This window comes from Sulfurovum sp. (assembly GCA_020525365.1).
Taxonomy (GTDB): Bacteria; Campylobacterota; Campylobacteria; order Campylobacterales; family Sulfurovaceae; genus Sulfurovum.
The window spans coordinates 747892-762525 of sequence record JAIZOF010000001.1; the positions used below are offsets into that span (position 1 = coordinate 747892).

The 14634-nt window shown below is 36.9% G+C and carries 18 protein-coding genes; 17 read left to right on the forward strand and 1 reads right to left on the reverse strand.

The window, feature by feature from the left end:
* Positions 1-8: 8 nt before the first annotated feature.
* From obgE to LGB01_03795, 16 genes are all read left to right on the forward strand, one after another.
* Positions 9-1136, forward strand: coding sequence for a GTPase ObgE (gene obgE / locus LGB01_03720; protein ID MCB4753310.1), 1128 nt, complete (start codon positions 9-11; stop codon positions 1134-1136).
* Entirely contained in the window at positions 1133-1909 is a 777-nt protein-coding gene (gene proB / locus LGB01_03725) for a glutamate 5-kinase (GenBank protein ID MCB4753311.1), read from the forward strand. Before obgE ends, proB begins: the two co-directional genes overlap by 4 nt.
* The gene (fmt, locus tag LGB01_03730; GenBank protein MCB4753312.1) at positions 1909-2826 is read left to right on the forward strand and encodes a methionyl-tRNA formyltransferase; all 918 of its coding nucleotides are present in this window, start codon (positions 1909-1911) and stop codon (positions 2824-2826) included. Before proB ends, fmt begins: the two co-directional genes overlap by 1 nt.
* Positions 2804-3439, forward strand: coding sequence for a biotin--[acetyl-CoA-carboxylase] ligase (locus tag LGB01_03735; GenBank protein MCB4753313.1), 636 nt, complete (start codon positions 2804-2806; stop codon positions 3437-3439). The genes fmt and LGB01_03735 overlap by 23 nt, the downstream gene beginning before the upstream one ends.
* Entirely contained in the window at positions 3436-4224 is a 789-nt protein-coding gene (locus tag LGB01_03740) for an AAA family ATPase (protein ID MCB4753314.1), read from the forward strand. Before LGB01_03735 ends, LGB01_03740 begins: the two co-directional genes overlap by 4 nt.
* 2 nt (positions 4225-4226) lie before the next feature.
* Positions 4227-5099, forward strand: coding sequence for a ParB/RepB/Spo0J family partition protein (locus LGB01_03745; GenBank protein MCB4753315.1), 873 nt, complete (start codon positions 4227-4229; stop codon positions 5097-5099).
* A gap of 59 nt (positions 5100-5158) precedes the next feature.
* Positions 5159-5581, forward strand: a complete 423-nt coding sequence (locus LGB01_03750; protein ID MCB4753316.1) for a F0F1 ATP synthase subunit B' — start codon at positions 5159-5161, stop codon at positions 5579-5581.
* Between the two features lie 10 nt (positions 5582-5591).
* Entirely contained in the window at positions 5592-6140 is a 549-nt protein-coding gene (locus LGB01_03755) for a F0F1 ATP synthase subunit B (GenBank protein ID MCB4753317.1), read from the forward strand.
* Positions 6141-6668, forward strand: coding sequence for a F0F1 ATP synthase subunit delta (locus tag LGB01_03760; GenBank protein MCB4753318.1), 528 nt, complete (start codon positions 6141-6143; stop codon positions 6666-6668). It abuts the gene before it with no gap.
* A 13-nt stretch (positions 6669-6681) separates the two neighbouring features.
* A complete protein-coding gene (gene atpA, locus LGB01_03765) occupies positions 6682-8196 on the forward strand; it encodes a F0F1 ATP synthase subunit alpha (GenBank protein ID MCB4753319.1) in 1515 nt (504 codons plus the stop codon).
* A 12-nt stretch (positions 8197-8208) separates the two neighbouring features.
* Positions 8209-9096, forward strand: coding sequence for a F0F1 ATP synthase subunit gamma (locus tag LGB01_03770; GenBank protein ID MCB4753320.1), 888 nt, complete (start codon positions 8209-8211; stop codon positions 9094-9096).
* Between the two features lie 14 nt (positions 9097-9110).
* A complete protein-coding gene (gene atpD, locus LGB01_03775; protein MCB4753321.1) occupies positions 9111-10511 on the forward strand; it encodes a F0F1 ATP synthase subunit beta in 1401 nt (466 codons plus the stop codon).
* Between the two features lie 29 nt (positions 10512-10540).
* Positions 10541-10927 carry a F0F1 ATP synthase subunit epsilon gene (locus LGB01_03780; protein MCB4753322.1) on the forward strand — a complete coding sequence of 129 codons (387 nt, stop codon included), beginning with the start codon at positions 10541-10543 and terminating at the stop codon, positions 10925-10927.
* Position 10928: 1 nt separating this feature from the next.
* Positions 10929-11495: a MotA/TolQ/ExbB proton channel family protein gene (locus tag LGB01_03785; protein MCB4753323.1), complete on the forward strand. Its 567-nt coding sequence runs from the start codon at positions 10929-10931 to the stop codon at positions 11493-11495.
* Positions 11496-11507: 12 nt separating this feature from the next.
* A complete protein-coding gene (locus LGB01_03790; protein ID MCB4753324.1) occupies positions 11508-11855 on the forward strand; it encodes a biopolymer transporter ExbD in 348 nt (115 codons plus the stop codon).
* A 480-nt stretch (positions 11856-12335) separates the two neighbouring features.
* Entirely contained in the window at positions 12336-12611 is a 276-nt protein-coding gene (locus LGB01_03795; protein ID MCB4753325.1) for a TonB C-terminal domain-containing protein, read from the forward strand.
* On the opposite strand, the gene LGB01_03800 is transcribed toward LGB01_03795, so the two are convergent.
* Entirely contained in the window at positions 12608-13813 is a 1206-nt protein-coding gene (locus LGB01_03800) for a mechanosensitive ion channel family protein (GenBank protein MCB4753326.1), read from the reverse strand. The genes LGB01_03795 and LGB01_03800 overlap by 4 nt on opposite strands.
* A gap of 65 nt (positions 13814-13878) precedes the next feature.
* Here LGB01_03800 and LGB01_03805 point away from each other — a divergent pair, with 65 nt between their 5' ends.
* Positions 13879-14625 carry a DUF3108 domain-containing protein gene (locus LGB01_03805; protein MCB4753327.1) on the forward strand — a complete coding sequence of 249 codons (747 nt, stop codon included), beginning with the start codon at positions 13879-13881 and terminating at the stop codon, positions 14623-14625.
* Positions 14626-14634 lie beyond the last annotated feature (9 nt).

A 14634-nucleotide genomic window follows, 5' to 3' on the forward strand; every position in this document is an offset into this window, starting at 1 on the left:
TAAATTATATGTTTGTAGATAGTGTAGATCTGATCATCAGTTCTGGCAAAGGTGGTGCGGGCGCAATCTCGTTTTGGACAGAGAAATTTGTTATTAAGGGTGGACCTGATGGTGGAGATGGTGGAAGAGGCGGCTCTGTCTTTTTAAAAGTAGATAATAATACTGATACTCTCTCTGGACTACGTGGACGTAATCATATTAAAGCAGAGAATGGTCGCCCAGGTGAAGGACGTAAAAAGTATGGACGCAAAGGAAAGGATGTAACCATCATAGTACCTTCTGGTACTGTAGTGATAGATGCAGAGACAGAAGAGGAGCTACTTGACTTGGTTGAAGAGGGGCAGATAGTGAAGTTTCTTGAAGGCGGTAAAGGTGGTTTGGGAAATATGCATTTTAAGAGCTCAACAAATCAGCGTCCAACTTATGCACAGCCAGGGCTTCCAGGTATTACTAAACATGTACGCCTAGAGATAAAGCTCATTGCTGATGTGGGACTGGTGGGGTATCCTAATGTTGGCAAATCGACACTTATTTCTACCCTTTCTAATGCTAGACCACAAGTAGCCAATTATGAATTTACCACACTAACACCCAAGTTAGGAGTTGTGCATATTAGTGATTATAACTCTTTTATGATGGCAGATATTCCAGGCATTATTGAGGGGGCAAGTGATGGACGTGGTCTTGGATTGGCATTTCTTAAGCATATTGAGCGCACCAAAACACTACTCTTAATGATCGATGCAACCAACTATCGTGAGATGAAGTATCAGTATGAAACATTGTTGGTAGAGCTAGAACGTTACTCTCTGACATTAGCAAAACGTAGATATGCGATTGCCATAACTAAAATAGATTCACTTTCTCAAGATGAGGTCAATACTCTCACAGAGCAATTTCTTAAAGATATTAACATTAAACCCAATGATGTATTGAAACAATACAAGATCAATACAGATTATGTTAGTTATGGATTTAAAGTTGATCATGGTATAGAACTACCTGAAAAAGAACCACTTTTTGTATTACCTGTCTCATCAGTGGCACATCTTAATATAGAAGTACTCCGCTATGCTCTTGGTGATTTTGTTAAGCATGTAGCAACCCAAGAAAAAGAAGAAAACAAGGAGGCATAATGCGTCTAGTTATAAAGGTTGGCTCACATGTATTAACAGAGAATGGCAAAATTGCTAGAGAGCGAATGATGGCACTGGTAGAGTTTATTGCCCAATTAAAAAAAGTAAACTATGAAATCATACTGGTTAGTTCTGGTGCAGTGGCAGCAGGATATACTCAATTACCACTTGATCGTAGCTCTGTTGCAAACCGTCAAGCACTTGCTGCCATTGGACAACCGTTATTGCTAAAAATGTATCAGGAGAAATTTGCAACATTTAATCTGCTCTGTTCGCAGGTACTACTTAGTGCCAATGTGTTTGATTCACATAGGGCAACCACTCATGCTAAAATTGCAATTGATACACTGCTTTCCAATGGTGTGGTACCGATCATTAACGAGAACGATACCGTGAGTATTGAAGAGCTTGTTTTTGGTGACAATGATAGACTCTCCGCACATACAGCACACTATTTTGATGCAAAGATGTTGGTCATACTTTCAGATATTGATGCACTTTATGATAAGGATCCTAACTCCCACAATGATGCTATGGCGAGAAAAATAGTAGAGCATATTAGCAAAGATGAGCTCTGTGCATCCCATACCCCCAATAATGAATTTGCTACAGGGGGCATTGTAACTAAATTACAGTCTGCAGATTTTCTAATGAAGCATGGTAGGAAAATGTTCCTTGCATCAGGATTCAACCTTTCCGATGCTAAATCTTTCTTACTTGAGAATATACATAAGGGTGGAACACTCTTTGTAACCCAAAAAGGTAATCAGTAGTGAAAAAGAAGATTATCTATATGGGAACCCCTCATTATGCAGCAGAGATACTTAAAACACTGATTGAAACAAATGATATGATAGTGGAGCTTGTTGTTACGCAACCTGACCGTCCTGTTGGAAGAAAAAAGATAGTGACACCATCGCCTACCAAAGTAGTTGCCAAGAAAAATAGTATTTCTGTATTGCAGCCAAATAGGCTGAGTGACAGAGGGGTAGAGGAAGCAATGAATAAAGTCAACCCTGACTTTATTGTAGTAGCAGCATTTGGACAACTTCTTCCCAAGAATATTCTTAATATTGCTCCTTGTATTAACCTGCATGCCTCCTTATTACCTCAGTATCGCGGTGCTTCACCAGTACACCAGTCTCTTCTGCATGGAGATAAAGAGACTGGTGTAACCTCTATGTTAATGGAAGAAGGACTTGATACAGGTGATATTTTGAAGAGGAAAATATTTATTATTCCACCTGATATGCGACTATATGCTTTGATGGATCAGCTAACACAAGATGCTTGCGATGTGACACTTTCAACATTACGAAACTTTGATAGTATTATACCTCAACCACAAAATAGCAAAGAGGCAACACTCTGTAAGAAGATAAGAAAAAGTGATGGAGAGATAAGCTGTTCTGATGCAATTGAGGTTTACAATAAATATAGAGCTTTTGAAGGGTGGCCTGGTATTTTTACATCTAATGGTACAAAGTTAGACAATATTGTATTGATAGAAAAAAATCAAATATATACACCATTTGAGATACTCTCTTTTAAGAATAATGATATAGTTATTGGTTGTGGTATAGGAAGCTTAAAAGTTGGCACACTTCAACCTGTAGGAAAAAAACCAATGAGTGCAAAAGCTTACTGTGTAGGAAGGGGGTTGAAAGTTGGAGATACACTCTTTTCGTAGACTTCCTTCAACACAACATTATCTAGTTGAGGCACTAAAAAAGAAAAAATTACAAGCTCCAGTTGCTGTCATTACCCAAGAGCAATATGCTGGTATTGGAAGTCGAGACAATGGATGGGAGGGCGAGCATGGAAATTTTTTTGCCTCAGTTGCCATCAAACTTATCAATCTTCCTAAAGACCTTCCTCTACCTTCAGCTTCTATCTATTTTTCATATATAATGAAAAAAGTCTTGCTGAACTACCATGAGGATGTGTGGCTTAAGTGGCCTAATGATTTTTATGTGGGAGAGAATAAAGTTGGCGGTACAATTACACAGAAAGTAGATGATGTTTTGGTATGTGGTATAGGGATTAATCTAAAAAAAAATCAAATAAATTATAGTGCTTTACAGACCAGTGTTTTACCAGAAGTGCTGCTTGAAAAGTACCTAAGTATATTACAGCAATATCCAACTTGGAAGCATATTTTTAGTAAGTATCAGGTAGAATTTGAAAAGAGCAGAAGGTTTTCGGTACATACAGAACAAGGCAGAAAGAGCTTGAAAGGTGCGCGTTTGTGCAAAGATGGTTCTTTGTATATTGATGGAGAAAAGGTATTTAGTGCAAGATGAGTGAAATAATTAGTATAGCCAATCAAAAAGGAGGGGTGGGAAAAACTACCACAGCTGTTAATTTGGCAGCTGCTCTTGCCGAAAAGGAGAAGAGAGTATTGCTTCTTGATATAGATCCACAATCTAATGCTACAACTAGTTTGGGATTTAATAGAAGTGACTATGAGTACAATATTTATCATGTACTTATAGGGAGCAAAAATCTTTCTGAAATTATTCTTAAAACACATCTTGAGTATCTTGATATAGCACCTTCTAATATAGGCTTGGTCGGAATTGAAAAAGAGTTCTATGATCCACATAAGAAAAATAGAGAGCTTGTACTCAAAGAAAAACTTAAGGAAGTAAAGGATAAATATGACTTCATTATTATTGATTCACCACCAGCATTAGGTGCTATTACCATTAATGCTTTAAGTGCATCTGATTCAGTGATTATCCCTATTCAGTGTGAATTTTTTGCCCTTGAAGGTCTTGCGCAACTTTTAAATACAGTTAGCCTACTCAAAAAGACAATTAATCCAGAATTAAAGATTAAAGGTTTTTTACCAACAATGTACTCTACACAGAATAACCTTTCCAAACAGGTTTTAGAAGACCTATCTCATCATTTTAATAATAAACTTTTTCATTTAGAGGAAAATTCTAAAGAGTATATTATGGTTCCAAGAAATATAAAGATTGCAGAATCACCCAGTTTTGGTAAACCTGTAATTGAGTATGCATCTAGCTCAAAAGGCTCAATAGCATACCGAGATCTTGCCACTGTAATTGTGAGAGGGTAGCTATGGCACTAGGTCGTGGATTGGGAGAGATCCTCTCTGAAGTAGAAGAGGCATACGAGAAGGACTTAAGTAATATTAATAGTTTTGAATTAGAGGCACAGGGTGCACGGATAGAGGAGTTACCCGTTGAGAAAATTTCACCCAATCCTTTTCAGCCTAGAAAACATTTTGATGAAGTAGCCCTAAAGGAATTAAGCCACTCCATTCAAACCCATGGTTTGCTTCAGCCTATTATTGTTATAGAAAAAGAAGATGGCTATTTGTTGGTTGCCGGTGAACGTCGTCTTCGTGCCCATAAGCTAGCACAGCTTTCTAGCATTAAATCAATTATTGTTAATGTGGAGATTGATGACTTCCGTATGCGGGAGCTTGCACTTATTGAAAATATTCAGCGTGAAAATCTCAACGCCATTGAATTAGCAAACTCCTATGCTGAATTGATTGAGGTACACAAGATTACCCATGATGAACTTGCAGACATTGTCTATAAAAGCCGTTCACAGATTACCAATACGATACGTTTGCTTACATTGAGTGAATATGCAAAAAGACAGATTGCAGAGGGTAGGATTTCCCAAGGACATGCAAAGGTTTTGGTAGGCTTGGATGAAAAGAGGCAAAAGACCATAGTTGACTCTATTATTGGGCAAAAATTGAGTGTACGCGATGTAGAAAAAATGGTTAAGCAGAACAAGAATAGAGAGGATTTAACGAAAGATATCAAAAGACCCCTTTCGTTACTTGATGAATATGCCAATGAGATTGATACACATCTTCTTTTTAAACATAAATATAAAGCCAAAAGTATTGAAATATATTTCGAAAACACACAAGAGGTTGAGAACTTTCTTGCATTCCTCAAAAATCGTTCATAATTAACCCCTATCTCATCTATAAGATGGTAATATTTTGCGAAATTACTAGAGGAGTTTGAATGCTTGATATACATATATCGTTGATAATATTTGTATTTGTGTTATTCCTAATCCTTCTTGTTGTTTTGAATCGATTGCTACTTAAACCATTATTGAATTTTATGGATTCGCGTGACCATTCTATAGCAAAAGATCTCAAGGTGGCAAAGGGGATGAATAGCAATATTGATGAACTTAATGCTAAAGCAGAGGAGAATATCAGCAATGCCAAGAGTGAAGCTGCTGCAATTAGACAAAAGGCTATTGAAGAAGAAAAGATACTTGCCTTAAGTAAGATTGAGACCAAGCAGGGAGAACTAGATAAAGTATATGCGGAGTTTATGGAAAATTTGGTTGAGCAGAGACAGAACCTTAAAAATAAGCTTTTATCACAGATGCCTCTCTTTAAAGAGAGTCTAAAGGCAAAGTTTAGCAAGCTATAAAAGGATAAATGTGAAAAGATTACTATGGATATCTCTACTTTTTTTGCCTCCCTTGCTTTTGGCAAGTAATGGAAATGGTGGAGAGGTAAATCACTATTTGGCACAGACAGGGAGAGAGAATGACTTTTGGCCTAGAGTGATTAACTTTACAATTTTTGCGGTACTGCTTTGGTATCTTGTTGCTAGTCCTATCAAGGATTTCTTTATAGGTAGGAGTGAAAGAATTGCATCACAACTAAAAGAGACTGAAGAGAAGTTACAGGTAGCCAAAGAGGAGAAGAAAGAGGCACAGGCAAGGCTTAAAGAGAGTATCAAGAAAGCTGACCAAATTATTAAAGATGCAAAAAAAGAAACCTTGATACTTGCAAAGAAGATAGCAGAAGCAAATAAGCAAGAGCTAGAAGCAATACAAAAACAATTTGAAGAAAAGATTGTGTTTGAAGAGCGTAAGGCAACAAGAGAAGTTATTGATGAGGTATTGAGTGAAAATATTACAATAGATGACATTGTACTTGATGAAGCCAAGGTTATCCATATTATTTCAGGGAAGGTGGCCTAAATGGAAGAGTTGATTGCTAAACGCTATGTGACCGCACTCACATCTGCAAGTAAAAATATTACTTCTATCACCAAAATTTTAAATGTATTGACAGAAGTAATTAGCAATGATGAAGTGATGACAATATTAAAATCACCAATTATTTTAACTGAAAAGAAGACAGAGATGATTCTTTCAGCGATAGGCGATGGGGCAGATGTAACATTAACAAACTTTATTAAAATACTTGGCGAAAATAAAAGGCTTGATCTTATTCCAGCCATTACAACAGTTTTAAATAAGGAACTTCAGAAATCTTCCAATAAATATGAAGGTGTGATAAAAAGTGCTAAAAGACTTAGCAAGGAAGACCTTTCTAAACTAGAAGAGATACTCGAAAACTATTCTGGAGCAAAGATTAAACTTAAGCAGCAAAAAGACTTACCAGATAGTCTTCGCATATTGGTAGATGATTTAGGTATTGAGGTAAACTTCTCTAAGCAGAGGGTTAAGGAACAACTAATTGATTTCATTAAGAAATCATTATAAGAAAGGAGTAGTAGTGGCAGTAAAATTGCAAGCAGATGAAATAAGTTCTATCATCAAAGAGAGAATTGAGAATTTTGAGATTGATATTAATATCAATGAAATAGGAAAAGTTGTAGGTATTGCAGATGGTATTACAACTGTATATGGTCTAAATAATGTTATGGCTGGTGAAGTTGTAGAGTTTGAGAACGGTGCAAGAGGCCTTGTTTTGAATCTAGAAGAGGCAAATGTTGGCGTTGTTGTTCTGGGAACAAGTGCAGGTATTAAAGAAGGTATGAGTGTCAAAAGGCTTGGAGAGCTTCTCAAGACACCAGTAGGCGAAGGGTTGATGGGAAGAGTAGTGAGTCCTCTTGGAGAGGCACTTGATGGCAAAGGTGCAGTTGAATTAACTGAATATCGGTTTATTGAAGAGAAGGCACCTGGTATTATGGCACGTAAATCTGTTCATGAGCCTCTTCAGACAGGGATTAAAGCAATTGATGCACTTGTGCCAGTAGGTAGAGGACAGAGAGAGTTAATTATTGGTGATAGACAGACAGGAAAGACAACACTTGCAATTGATACAATTATCAATCAGAAAGGTCAGGATGTTGTATGTATTTATGTTGCCATTGGTCAGAAGCAATCTACAGTTGCGGCAACTGTTAAAAAACTTGAAGAACATGGCGCAATGGATTATACAATTATTGTTAATGCAGGTGCTTCTGATTCTGCAGCACTTCAGTTTCTAGCACCATATGCTGGTGTTACCATGGCAGAATACTTTAGAGATAATGGTAGGCATGCAGTAATCTTCTATGACGATCTCTCTAAACACGCTGTTGCATATAGAGAGATGTCACTTATTCTTAGAAGACCTCCAGGTCGTGAAGCATATCCTGGAGATGTTTTCTATCTACACTCAAGATTGCTTGAAAGGGCTGCAAAGCTTAATGATGATCTTGGTGCAGGCTCAATTACTGCATTTCCAATTATTGAAACACAAGCAGGTGATGTTGCAGCATACATTCCAACAAATGTTATCTCTATTACGGATGGTCAAATTTTTCTTGAGACAGATCTTTTTAACTCTGGTATTAGACCTGCGATTAATGTTGGTCTTTCTGTATCAAGAGTTGGTGGTGCTGCACAGATTAAAGCAACAAAACAGGTTTCTGGTACACTAAGACTTGACCTTGCATCATTCCGTGAGCTTCAAGCATTTGCACAGTTTGCTTCTGATCTTGATGACCACACAAGAGCACAGCTTGAGCGTGGACAGAGAATGGTTGAAGTACTTAAGCAGGGACCATACTCTCCAGTACCTATTGAAAAACAGGTAGTAATTATTTTTGCAGGCGCTAATGGCTATCTTGACGATATTCCTGCTTCTGCTGTAGTAAAGTTTGAGGCAGAGCTTATGCCATTTATGGAAGCAAAATATATGAATGTGCTTGATATGATAAGAAATGATAAAAAGATTACAGATGAGACAGATACTGAATTGAGAAAAGCAATCGAAGATTTTAAAACTTCATTTGCGGTATAAGAAAGGCTAGTTATGGCTAATTTAAAAGAGATTAAGCGTAAGATTGGAAGTGTAAAGAATACACAGAAGACTACTAATGCCATGAAACTTGTCTCTTCTGCAAAATTAAGAAGAACAGAGGAGCTTGCAAAAAGATCACGAGTTTATGCCACAAAACTGACTGAACTCCTCTATGAGATTGCCCAGAAGATACAAAGAGCAAGTAAAGATGAGATTGACAATATCTACTTTAAGGCAGCAAAAGAGCCTAAGGTGGTTGATATTGTCTTTATTACAGCAGACAAAGGTCTTTGTGGTGGATTTAATGCACAGACGATCAAAAGAGTTAACCAGATGATTTCTGACTATAAGGCTACCAATATAAAAGTACGTCTTAGAGCGGTTGGAAGAAAAGGAATTGACTATTTCAAGTTTAATAATATTGAGTTAAATAATGAGATTGTGGGACTCTCTGCCGCACCAGATTATGCGCAAGCAGCAGAGTTTATCAATGAAGTCTCTCAAGCATTTGTTAGTGGTGAAACGGATCGTATCGTCATGGTTCATAATGGATATGTTAATATGATTTCACAAGAAATTAGAGAGAATCAGGTACTCCCTGTTGATCCATCTGAATTGGATTTAGTATCTGCATCTACTTCAGAACTTGAAGTAGAGCCTGATGATGATAGCACACTGCTTGATGCACTGGTTAAACGTTATGTAGAGTATAGTATGTACTATTCACTTATTGACTCACTAGCAGCAGAGCACTCTGCACGTATGCAAGCAATGGATGCGGCAACAAAGAATGCTAAAGAGATGGTTAAAACACTGACTATACAGTATAACAAAGCAAGACAAGAAGCGATTACAACTGAACTCATTGAGATTATCAGTGGTATGGAATCAATGAAATAATTAGAGGAGAAGTAATGACGGGTAAAATTGTACAGGTTTTGGGACCAGTAGTAGATGTTGATTTTAATGACTACCTTCCTGAAATTAATGAAGCACTAGAGACTACACTTGTTGTAGATGGAAAAGAGGGCAGATTGGTTTTAGAAGTTGCTGCACAGCTTGGTGATAACAGGGTTAGGACCATTGCAATGGATATGAGTGAAGGACTTGTAAGGGGGCAGGAGGTCAAAGCAACTGGTGCACCAATCAAAGTTCCTGTAGGAGAAGAGGTTCTTGGACGTATTTTTAATGTTATTGGTGAAACGATTGATGACAATGGTTCATGTGATACCAAAGAGTATTGGTCTATCCATAGAGATCCACCACCATTCGAAGAGCAAAGTACCAAAACTGAAATCTTTGAGACAGGTATTAAGGTTGTAGATTTACTTGCACCGTATGCAAAAGGTGGTAAAGTTGGACTTTTTGGTGGTGCTGGTGTTGGTAAGACTGTTATTATTATGGAATTGATTAACAATGTTGCAATGAAGCACAGTGGCTACTCTGTATTTGCTGGTGTTGGCGAAAGAACACGTGAAGGTAATGATCTCTATTTTGAGATGAAAGAGTCTAATGTCCTTGATAAGGTTGCACTTTGCTATGGGCAAATGAATGAACCTCCAGGAGCACGTAATCGTATTGCATTAACGGGTCTAACAATGGCTGAGTATTTCCGTGATGAAATGGGACTTGATGTTCTGATGTTTATTGATAATATCTTCCGTTTTGCACAGTCTGGTTCAGAGATGTCTGCACTTCTTGGTCGTATTCCCTCAGCAGTGGGCTATCAGCCAACACTTTCAAGAGAGATGGGTGCACTTCAAGAGCGTATTACATCAACAACAAAAGGTTCTATTACTTCTGTGCAGGCAGTCTATGTGCCAGCAGATGACTTGACAGACCCAGCACCTGCTTCTGTGTTTGCACACCTTGACGCGACAACAGTTTTGAATAGATCGATTGCCGAAAAAGGTATCTATCCTGCAGTTGATCCACTTGATTCTACATCAAGAATGCTTGATCCGCAGATTATTGGGGAAGATCACTATAATATAGCACGTGGTGTACAGCAGACCCTACAGAAGTATAAAGATCTTCAGGATATTATTGCAATTCTTGGTATGGATGAACTTTCAGAAGATGATAAGCTTGTAGTAGAAAGAGCAAGAAAGATTGAAAAATTCCTTTCTCAGCCATTCCATGTTGCTGAAGTATTTACAGGATCTCCAGGTGTCTATGTGACACTTGAAGATACAGTTGAAGGTTTCAAGGGACTACTTGATGGCAAATATGACCACATGAATGAAGCAGCATTCTATATGGTAGGAAATATGGCAGAAGCTATTGCAAAAAATGATAAGATTAATGCTAAATAAGCTTAGTTCTTATCTAACAAAGGATACTTATGGAACTAATGAAGCTTGAAGTTGTCACACCTAATGGTGTAATTTTTAATGATAAAATTCGACAAGTAACGTTACCGGGATCTGAAGGAGAATTTGGAGTACTTCCTGCTCATGCTACACTTGTTTCTCTACTTGATACTGGAGTGATTGAGATTGTTAGGGCCAATGGAGTTGAATTAGCAGTCGCTATTAACTCTGGATATGTCAAGGTTGATGAAGAGAAGACTACCTGTATTGTTGATGGTGCTGTAGCTTTTAGTGGAGAAGATAATGATCTTGCTAAAGCGCTTAACGAGGCAAAAGAGCTTCTGAAAAAAGCAGAGTCTTCTAACACCGTTATTGCAGCAGCAGTAAGTAAAGTAGAACAAATTGGAAAGTCTTTCTAAGTTGAATTCATTCTTTAATTATTTTGCTAGCAGTAGCGCAATCACTATATTTGTACTACTGTTATTGTCTATTTACTTCATTGTAACATTTTGGATCTTTCTAGACCGTTACTACATACTAAATTCCCGAATTTTATCTGAAGCACATTCACTCAAAGCACTTTATACGAATCAGTCAAGATCAGCGGCAAGAAATTCACTTATTTTTACTTATCTAACAAGGGTTAGTAAGCCCAATAAGGCTATACTTGAAGCAGCAATCTCTGATGCTTTACGTGTTTCGACAAAAGGATTGACGTGGCTCTCCATTATTGCTTCAACCTCTCCTTTTATTGGACTCTTTGGAACAGTTATTGGGATACTGGAGACTTTTTCAAAGCTTGGTTCGCAGTCTTCTGCCTCTCTTAGTGTGGTGGCACCAGCAATTTCTGAGGCACTGATTGCCACAGCGGCAGGTATTGCTGTGGCAATTTTTGCCTATAGCTTTCACCTTATTCTTAAGCGTAAAGCCTATGAGCTCTCCTCTTTGTTGACTTCACAATCAGAAGTGATTTTATCGCAGGCTTAAAGGATTGAAATAATGTTTTCTTGGGATGATAGTCCAGATCTAAACATTACACCTTTAGTTGATGTCATGCTAGTACTAATGGCAATTTTGATGATTACTGCACCTACAATCAATTTTCAAGAGCAAATTGATTTACCCCAAGGTTCTAAAACAGTTAAGGTAGTTAAGCCCAAAACACTTACTATCCGAATGGATAAGAATCAAAAAATTTATCTAAATAGAGATACATTTACATTAGCAACTTTTGCGGATGATTTTATTAACAAATCTATCTCCATGGATAAAAGTTCTGAGGTTTATATCCGTGCTGATGAACATTTGCGCTATAGGGATATCATGTATTTACTCAAAAAGTATTAAAAGGCAGGGTTTGAAAGGTATCACTTATAACATTATGATTCAAAAATCATTAAAATATGTTTGGGAATTATTGTTTCGATAGAGTATCTATTTTGTTGTTGTTGGAGTATTTTTATTTTACTTTAAACTATAGGCATATAGAAGGAAAAAAAAACATTATGTAAAAAGATGAACATCGTATCAAATAACACTTTCTTCGCCAAGAGAACACTATCCTCAATAAGAAGAACATAAGTAAAACCTAAAAAACCTAAAAAAGTTAAAAAAGTTAAAAAAAGTTAAAAACCTAAAAAGTTAAAAAGTTAAAAAGTTAAAAAGTAAAAAGATTTTAAAGATCTCTTCCGTGGCAAAACAGATTCAAAACCACCAAACTAAAGATTAACGTGAGCCCTCTCCGAGTCCAAACAACTTTTTGAGAAAAAAGAGAAATCACTAAGTGCAATTGAGCATATTAGAAATTCATTAAAAAAGCAGAAAGAGATGGATAGTGGTGTGGAAGATGCTTATCGCGCACATGTACAGGAGATGCTTGAAGGGTGGCCTACACAAAGTAATTTTGCTGGAGAGAAGGTGAAGGTGCATCTTATGATAGACCCAGATGGACACTTTGAGTTTATGATTAAACGTAAGTCAGCCGATTCAAATTTTAATATAGCATTAGAAGAGTATTTAAAGCAACTTCAAAAGCTTGGTTTTGGTCCACATAAAGGAAGTCGAGCCTATCTTTTTGAAGTGCATTTTATAGCCAAAGATTAATCTTTAACTGGTCTTTGTATTGGTGCAGGTAGTGACTCCACATAAATACTTTGTGAAGGAAAGGCAAAACTACTGTCATTACTTTCAACAATCTGCATAATCTTAAGATGAATATCCTCTCGTATTTCAAGGTATCTTCCCCAGTTTGTTGTCACAGTAAAGGCATAAATGAAAATATTCAATGATGAACCCCCGAAAGAGTCAAAATAGATCATTGGCATATCTTCTTGGCTGATACCTTTATGGTTTTTGAGCATTGTCTCAATCTCTTCTTTAATCTTAATGATCTGTTTCGAGGTTGTACTATAGGTCAATCCTACATACATCTTAATACGGCGAATACCTCTGCGAGAGAAGTTTTCTATGGGTTGGTTGGCAATCAATTGATTGGGTACAGTAATGAGAGTTTTTTGAAATGAACGTATTTTTGTAGTTCGCATACCAATATCTTCAACTACCCCCTCAACATTGCTAACCTTAATCCACTCACCAATACGAATAGATTTATCTGCAAGCAGTGCAAAAGAACCAAAGAGGTTAGAGGCAGTATCTTTGGCAGCTAGAGCAAAGGCAAGACCACCTAAGCCAAGTGATGCAATAAGAGCAGTGACATTGATGTTCCAGACAGTAAGTATAGTAGCAAGTCCAATACCCCCAATAAGAATCTTTAACAAAGTCAGTAAAAAATTCCCCATTTCTATAGAGAGATCAGGGTTTAAGAAAGATGTTGCACGGTACAAAAGCCCACGGAGTACTTCAATCATGTTTAGTATAGCCCAAAAGAGCGTATAGACTAGCATGGAATTGAGAAGGTTTTTAATAAAAAATGTCTCTTTGTAGGATAGAAGTAAAAAAAGATGTACCGCAATGATAATAAAAAGAAAGCGCAATGGCTGCTTAAGGGCTGCAATAATACGATCGTCGTAAATAGTTTTGGTGTACGCTGCAATTTTATATAAGAGAGTTAAAATAATATATGTAAAAAATTCTCTTAGCAATAGCACAAGAATAAATACAATAGTAGCAGCGATGAGATTTGCTAATGGGATACCTAGTATCATCTTGGTCAAAAATGGGTATTTTGTATATAGGGGATCCAAGGATCCTTGGATCTGCCATAGAATCGAATGATCGATTGTATTAACTTCTTGAGGAATTTTTTCTACAATTTGTTGTGTTGATGTGTTCACATCTAAAGGCATACACTATTCCTTTTTTACACAATTTTACTATAATCATTGAAATAGATTTGAAAAAGGGTTGCATTGTGCTAAGAAAGATTATAACGGTTTTAGGCTTAATGGTATTGATGAACAATACATTATTGGCACAAATACTACATGCAAAGTATAAAGTTACCTATGGAATTATAGGTAAAGTAGGGACTGCTCAAGCAACTCTAAAAAAGAGTGGTTCTCGCTACCGCATACATATTGATATGGCAGCAACTGGTTTGGCAAAATTTCTCAGTGGTAATCGAAAAGAGAAACATATCTCTATAGGACATATTAGGAAAGGTATTATGATAAGTGACCGCTATGAGGTTACAAGGGAATATCGAGACACCAAAGTAGTTAAATATTATGAAATCGATCATCGTCACAAACGTGTGCATAAAGTGTATAAAGAGTATAAAGAAGGGAAATTGGTCAAAGAGGAGAATCAAATACTTGACTTTTATGCCTCTAATGACCTGCTAACACTCTATTTTAATTTAAATTATCTTCTGCCCAATAAACAAAAACCAGGGCAATATGAATTTATGGCAGTTGGTGCAGAGAAGCAACACGGAAGAATATCAGTTCTTATACCATCTCATCGGGAGATTTCATCATACAAAGATGATCTAGGTAAGGGAGCGGCATGGTACGCTACGGTTATTATTCACCAAAGAATATTTATGAGCAAAGAGGGAAGGCTTCAGATTGCTGTAGGCAAAGATGGAGTTACGCAAATTGCCCTTCTTAAGGATCTCATTCTATTTGGAGATATTCGTGCAAAGAGGTTTAAATAACTTAGTATT

Coding starts and splice junctions, on each gene's coding strand:
- obgE (MCB4753310.1), top strand. CDS start 9: ATGTTTGTAGATAGTGTAGATCTGATCATCAGTTCTGGCAAAGGTGGT.
- LGB01_03740 (MCB4753314.1), top strand. CDS start 3,436: ATGAGTGAAATAATTAGTATAGCCAATCAAAAAGGAGGGGTGGGAAAA.
- LGB01_03745 (MCB4753315.1), top strand. CDS start 4,227: ATGGCACTAGGTCGTGGATTGGGAGAGATCCTCTCTGAAGTAGAAGAG.
- LGB01_03750 (MCB4753316.1), top strand. CDS start 5,159: ATGCTTGATATACATATATCGTTGATAATATTTGTATTTGTGTTATTC.
- LGB01_03760 (MCB4753318.1), top strand. CDS start 6,141: ATGGAAGAGTTGATTGCTAAACGCTATGTGACCGCACTCACATCTGCA.
- LGB01_03770 (MCB4753320.1), top strand. CDS start 8,209: ATGGCTAATTTAAAAGAGATTAAGCGTAAGATTGGAAGTGTAAAGAAT.
- atpD (MCB4753321.1), top strand. CDS start 9,111: ATGACGGGTAAAATTGTACAGGTTTTGGGACCAGTAGTAGATGTTGAT.
- LGB01_03780 (MCB4753322.1), top strand. CDS start 10,541: ATGGAACTAATGAAGCTTGAAGTTGTCACACCTAATGGTGTAATTTTT.
- LGB01_03790 (MCB4753324.1), top strand. CDS start 11,508: ATGTTTTCTTGGGATGATAGTCCAGATCTAAACATTACACCTTTAGTT.
- LGB01_03795 (MCB4753325.1), top strand. CDS start 12,336: ATGGATAGTGGTGTGGAAGATGCTTATCGCGCACATGTACAGGAGATG.
- LGB01_03800 (MCB4753326.1), bottom strand. CDS start 13,813: ATGCCTTTAGATGTGAACACATCAACACAACAAATTGTAGAAAAAATT.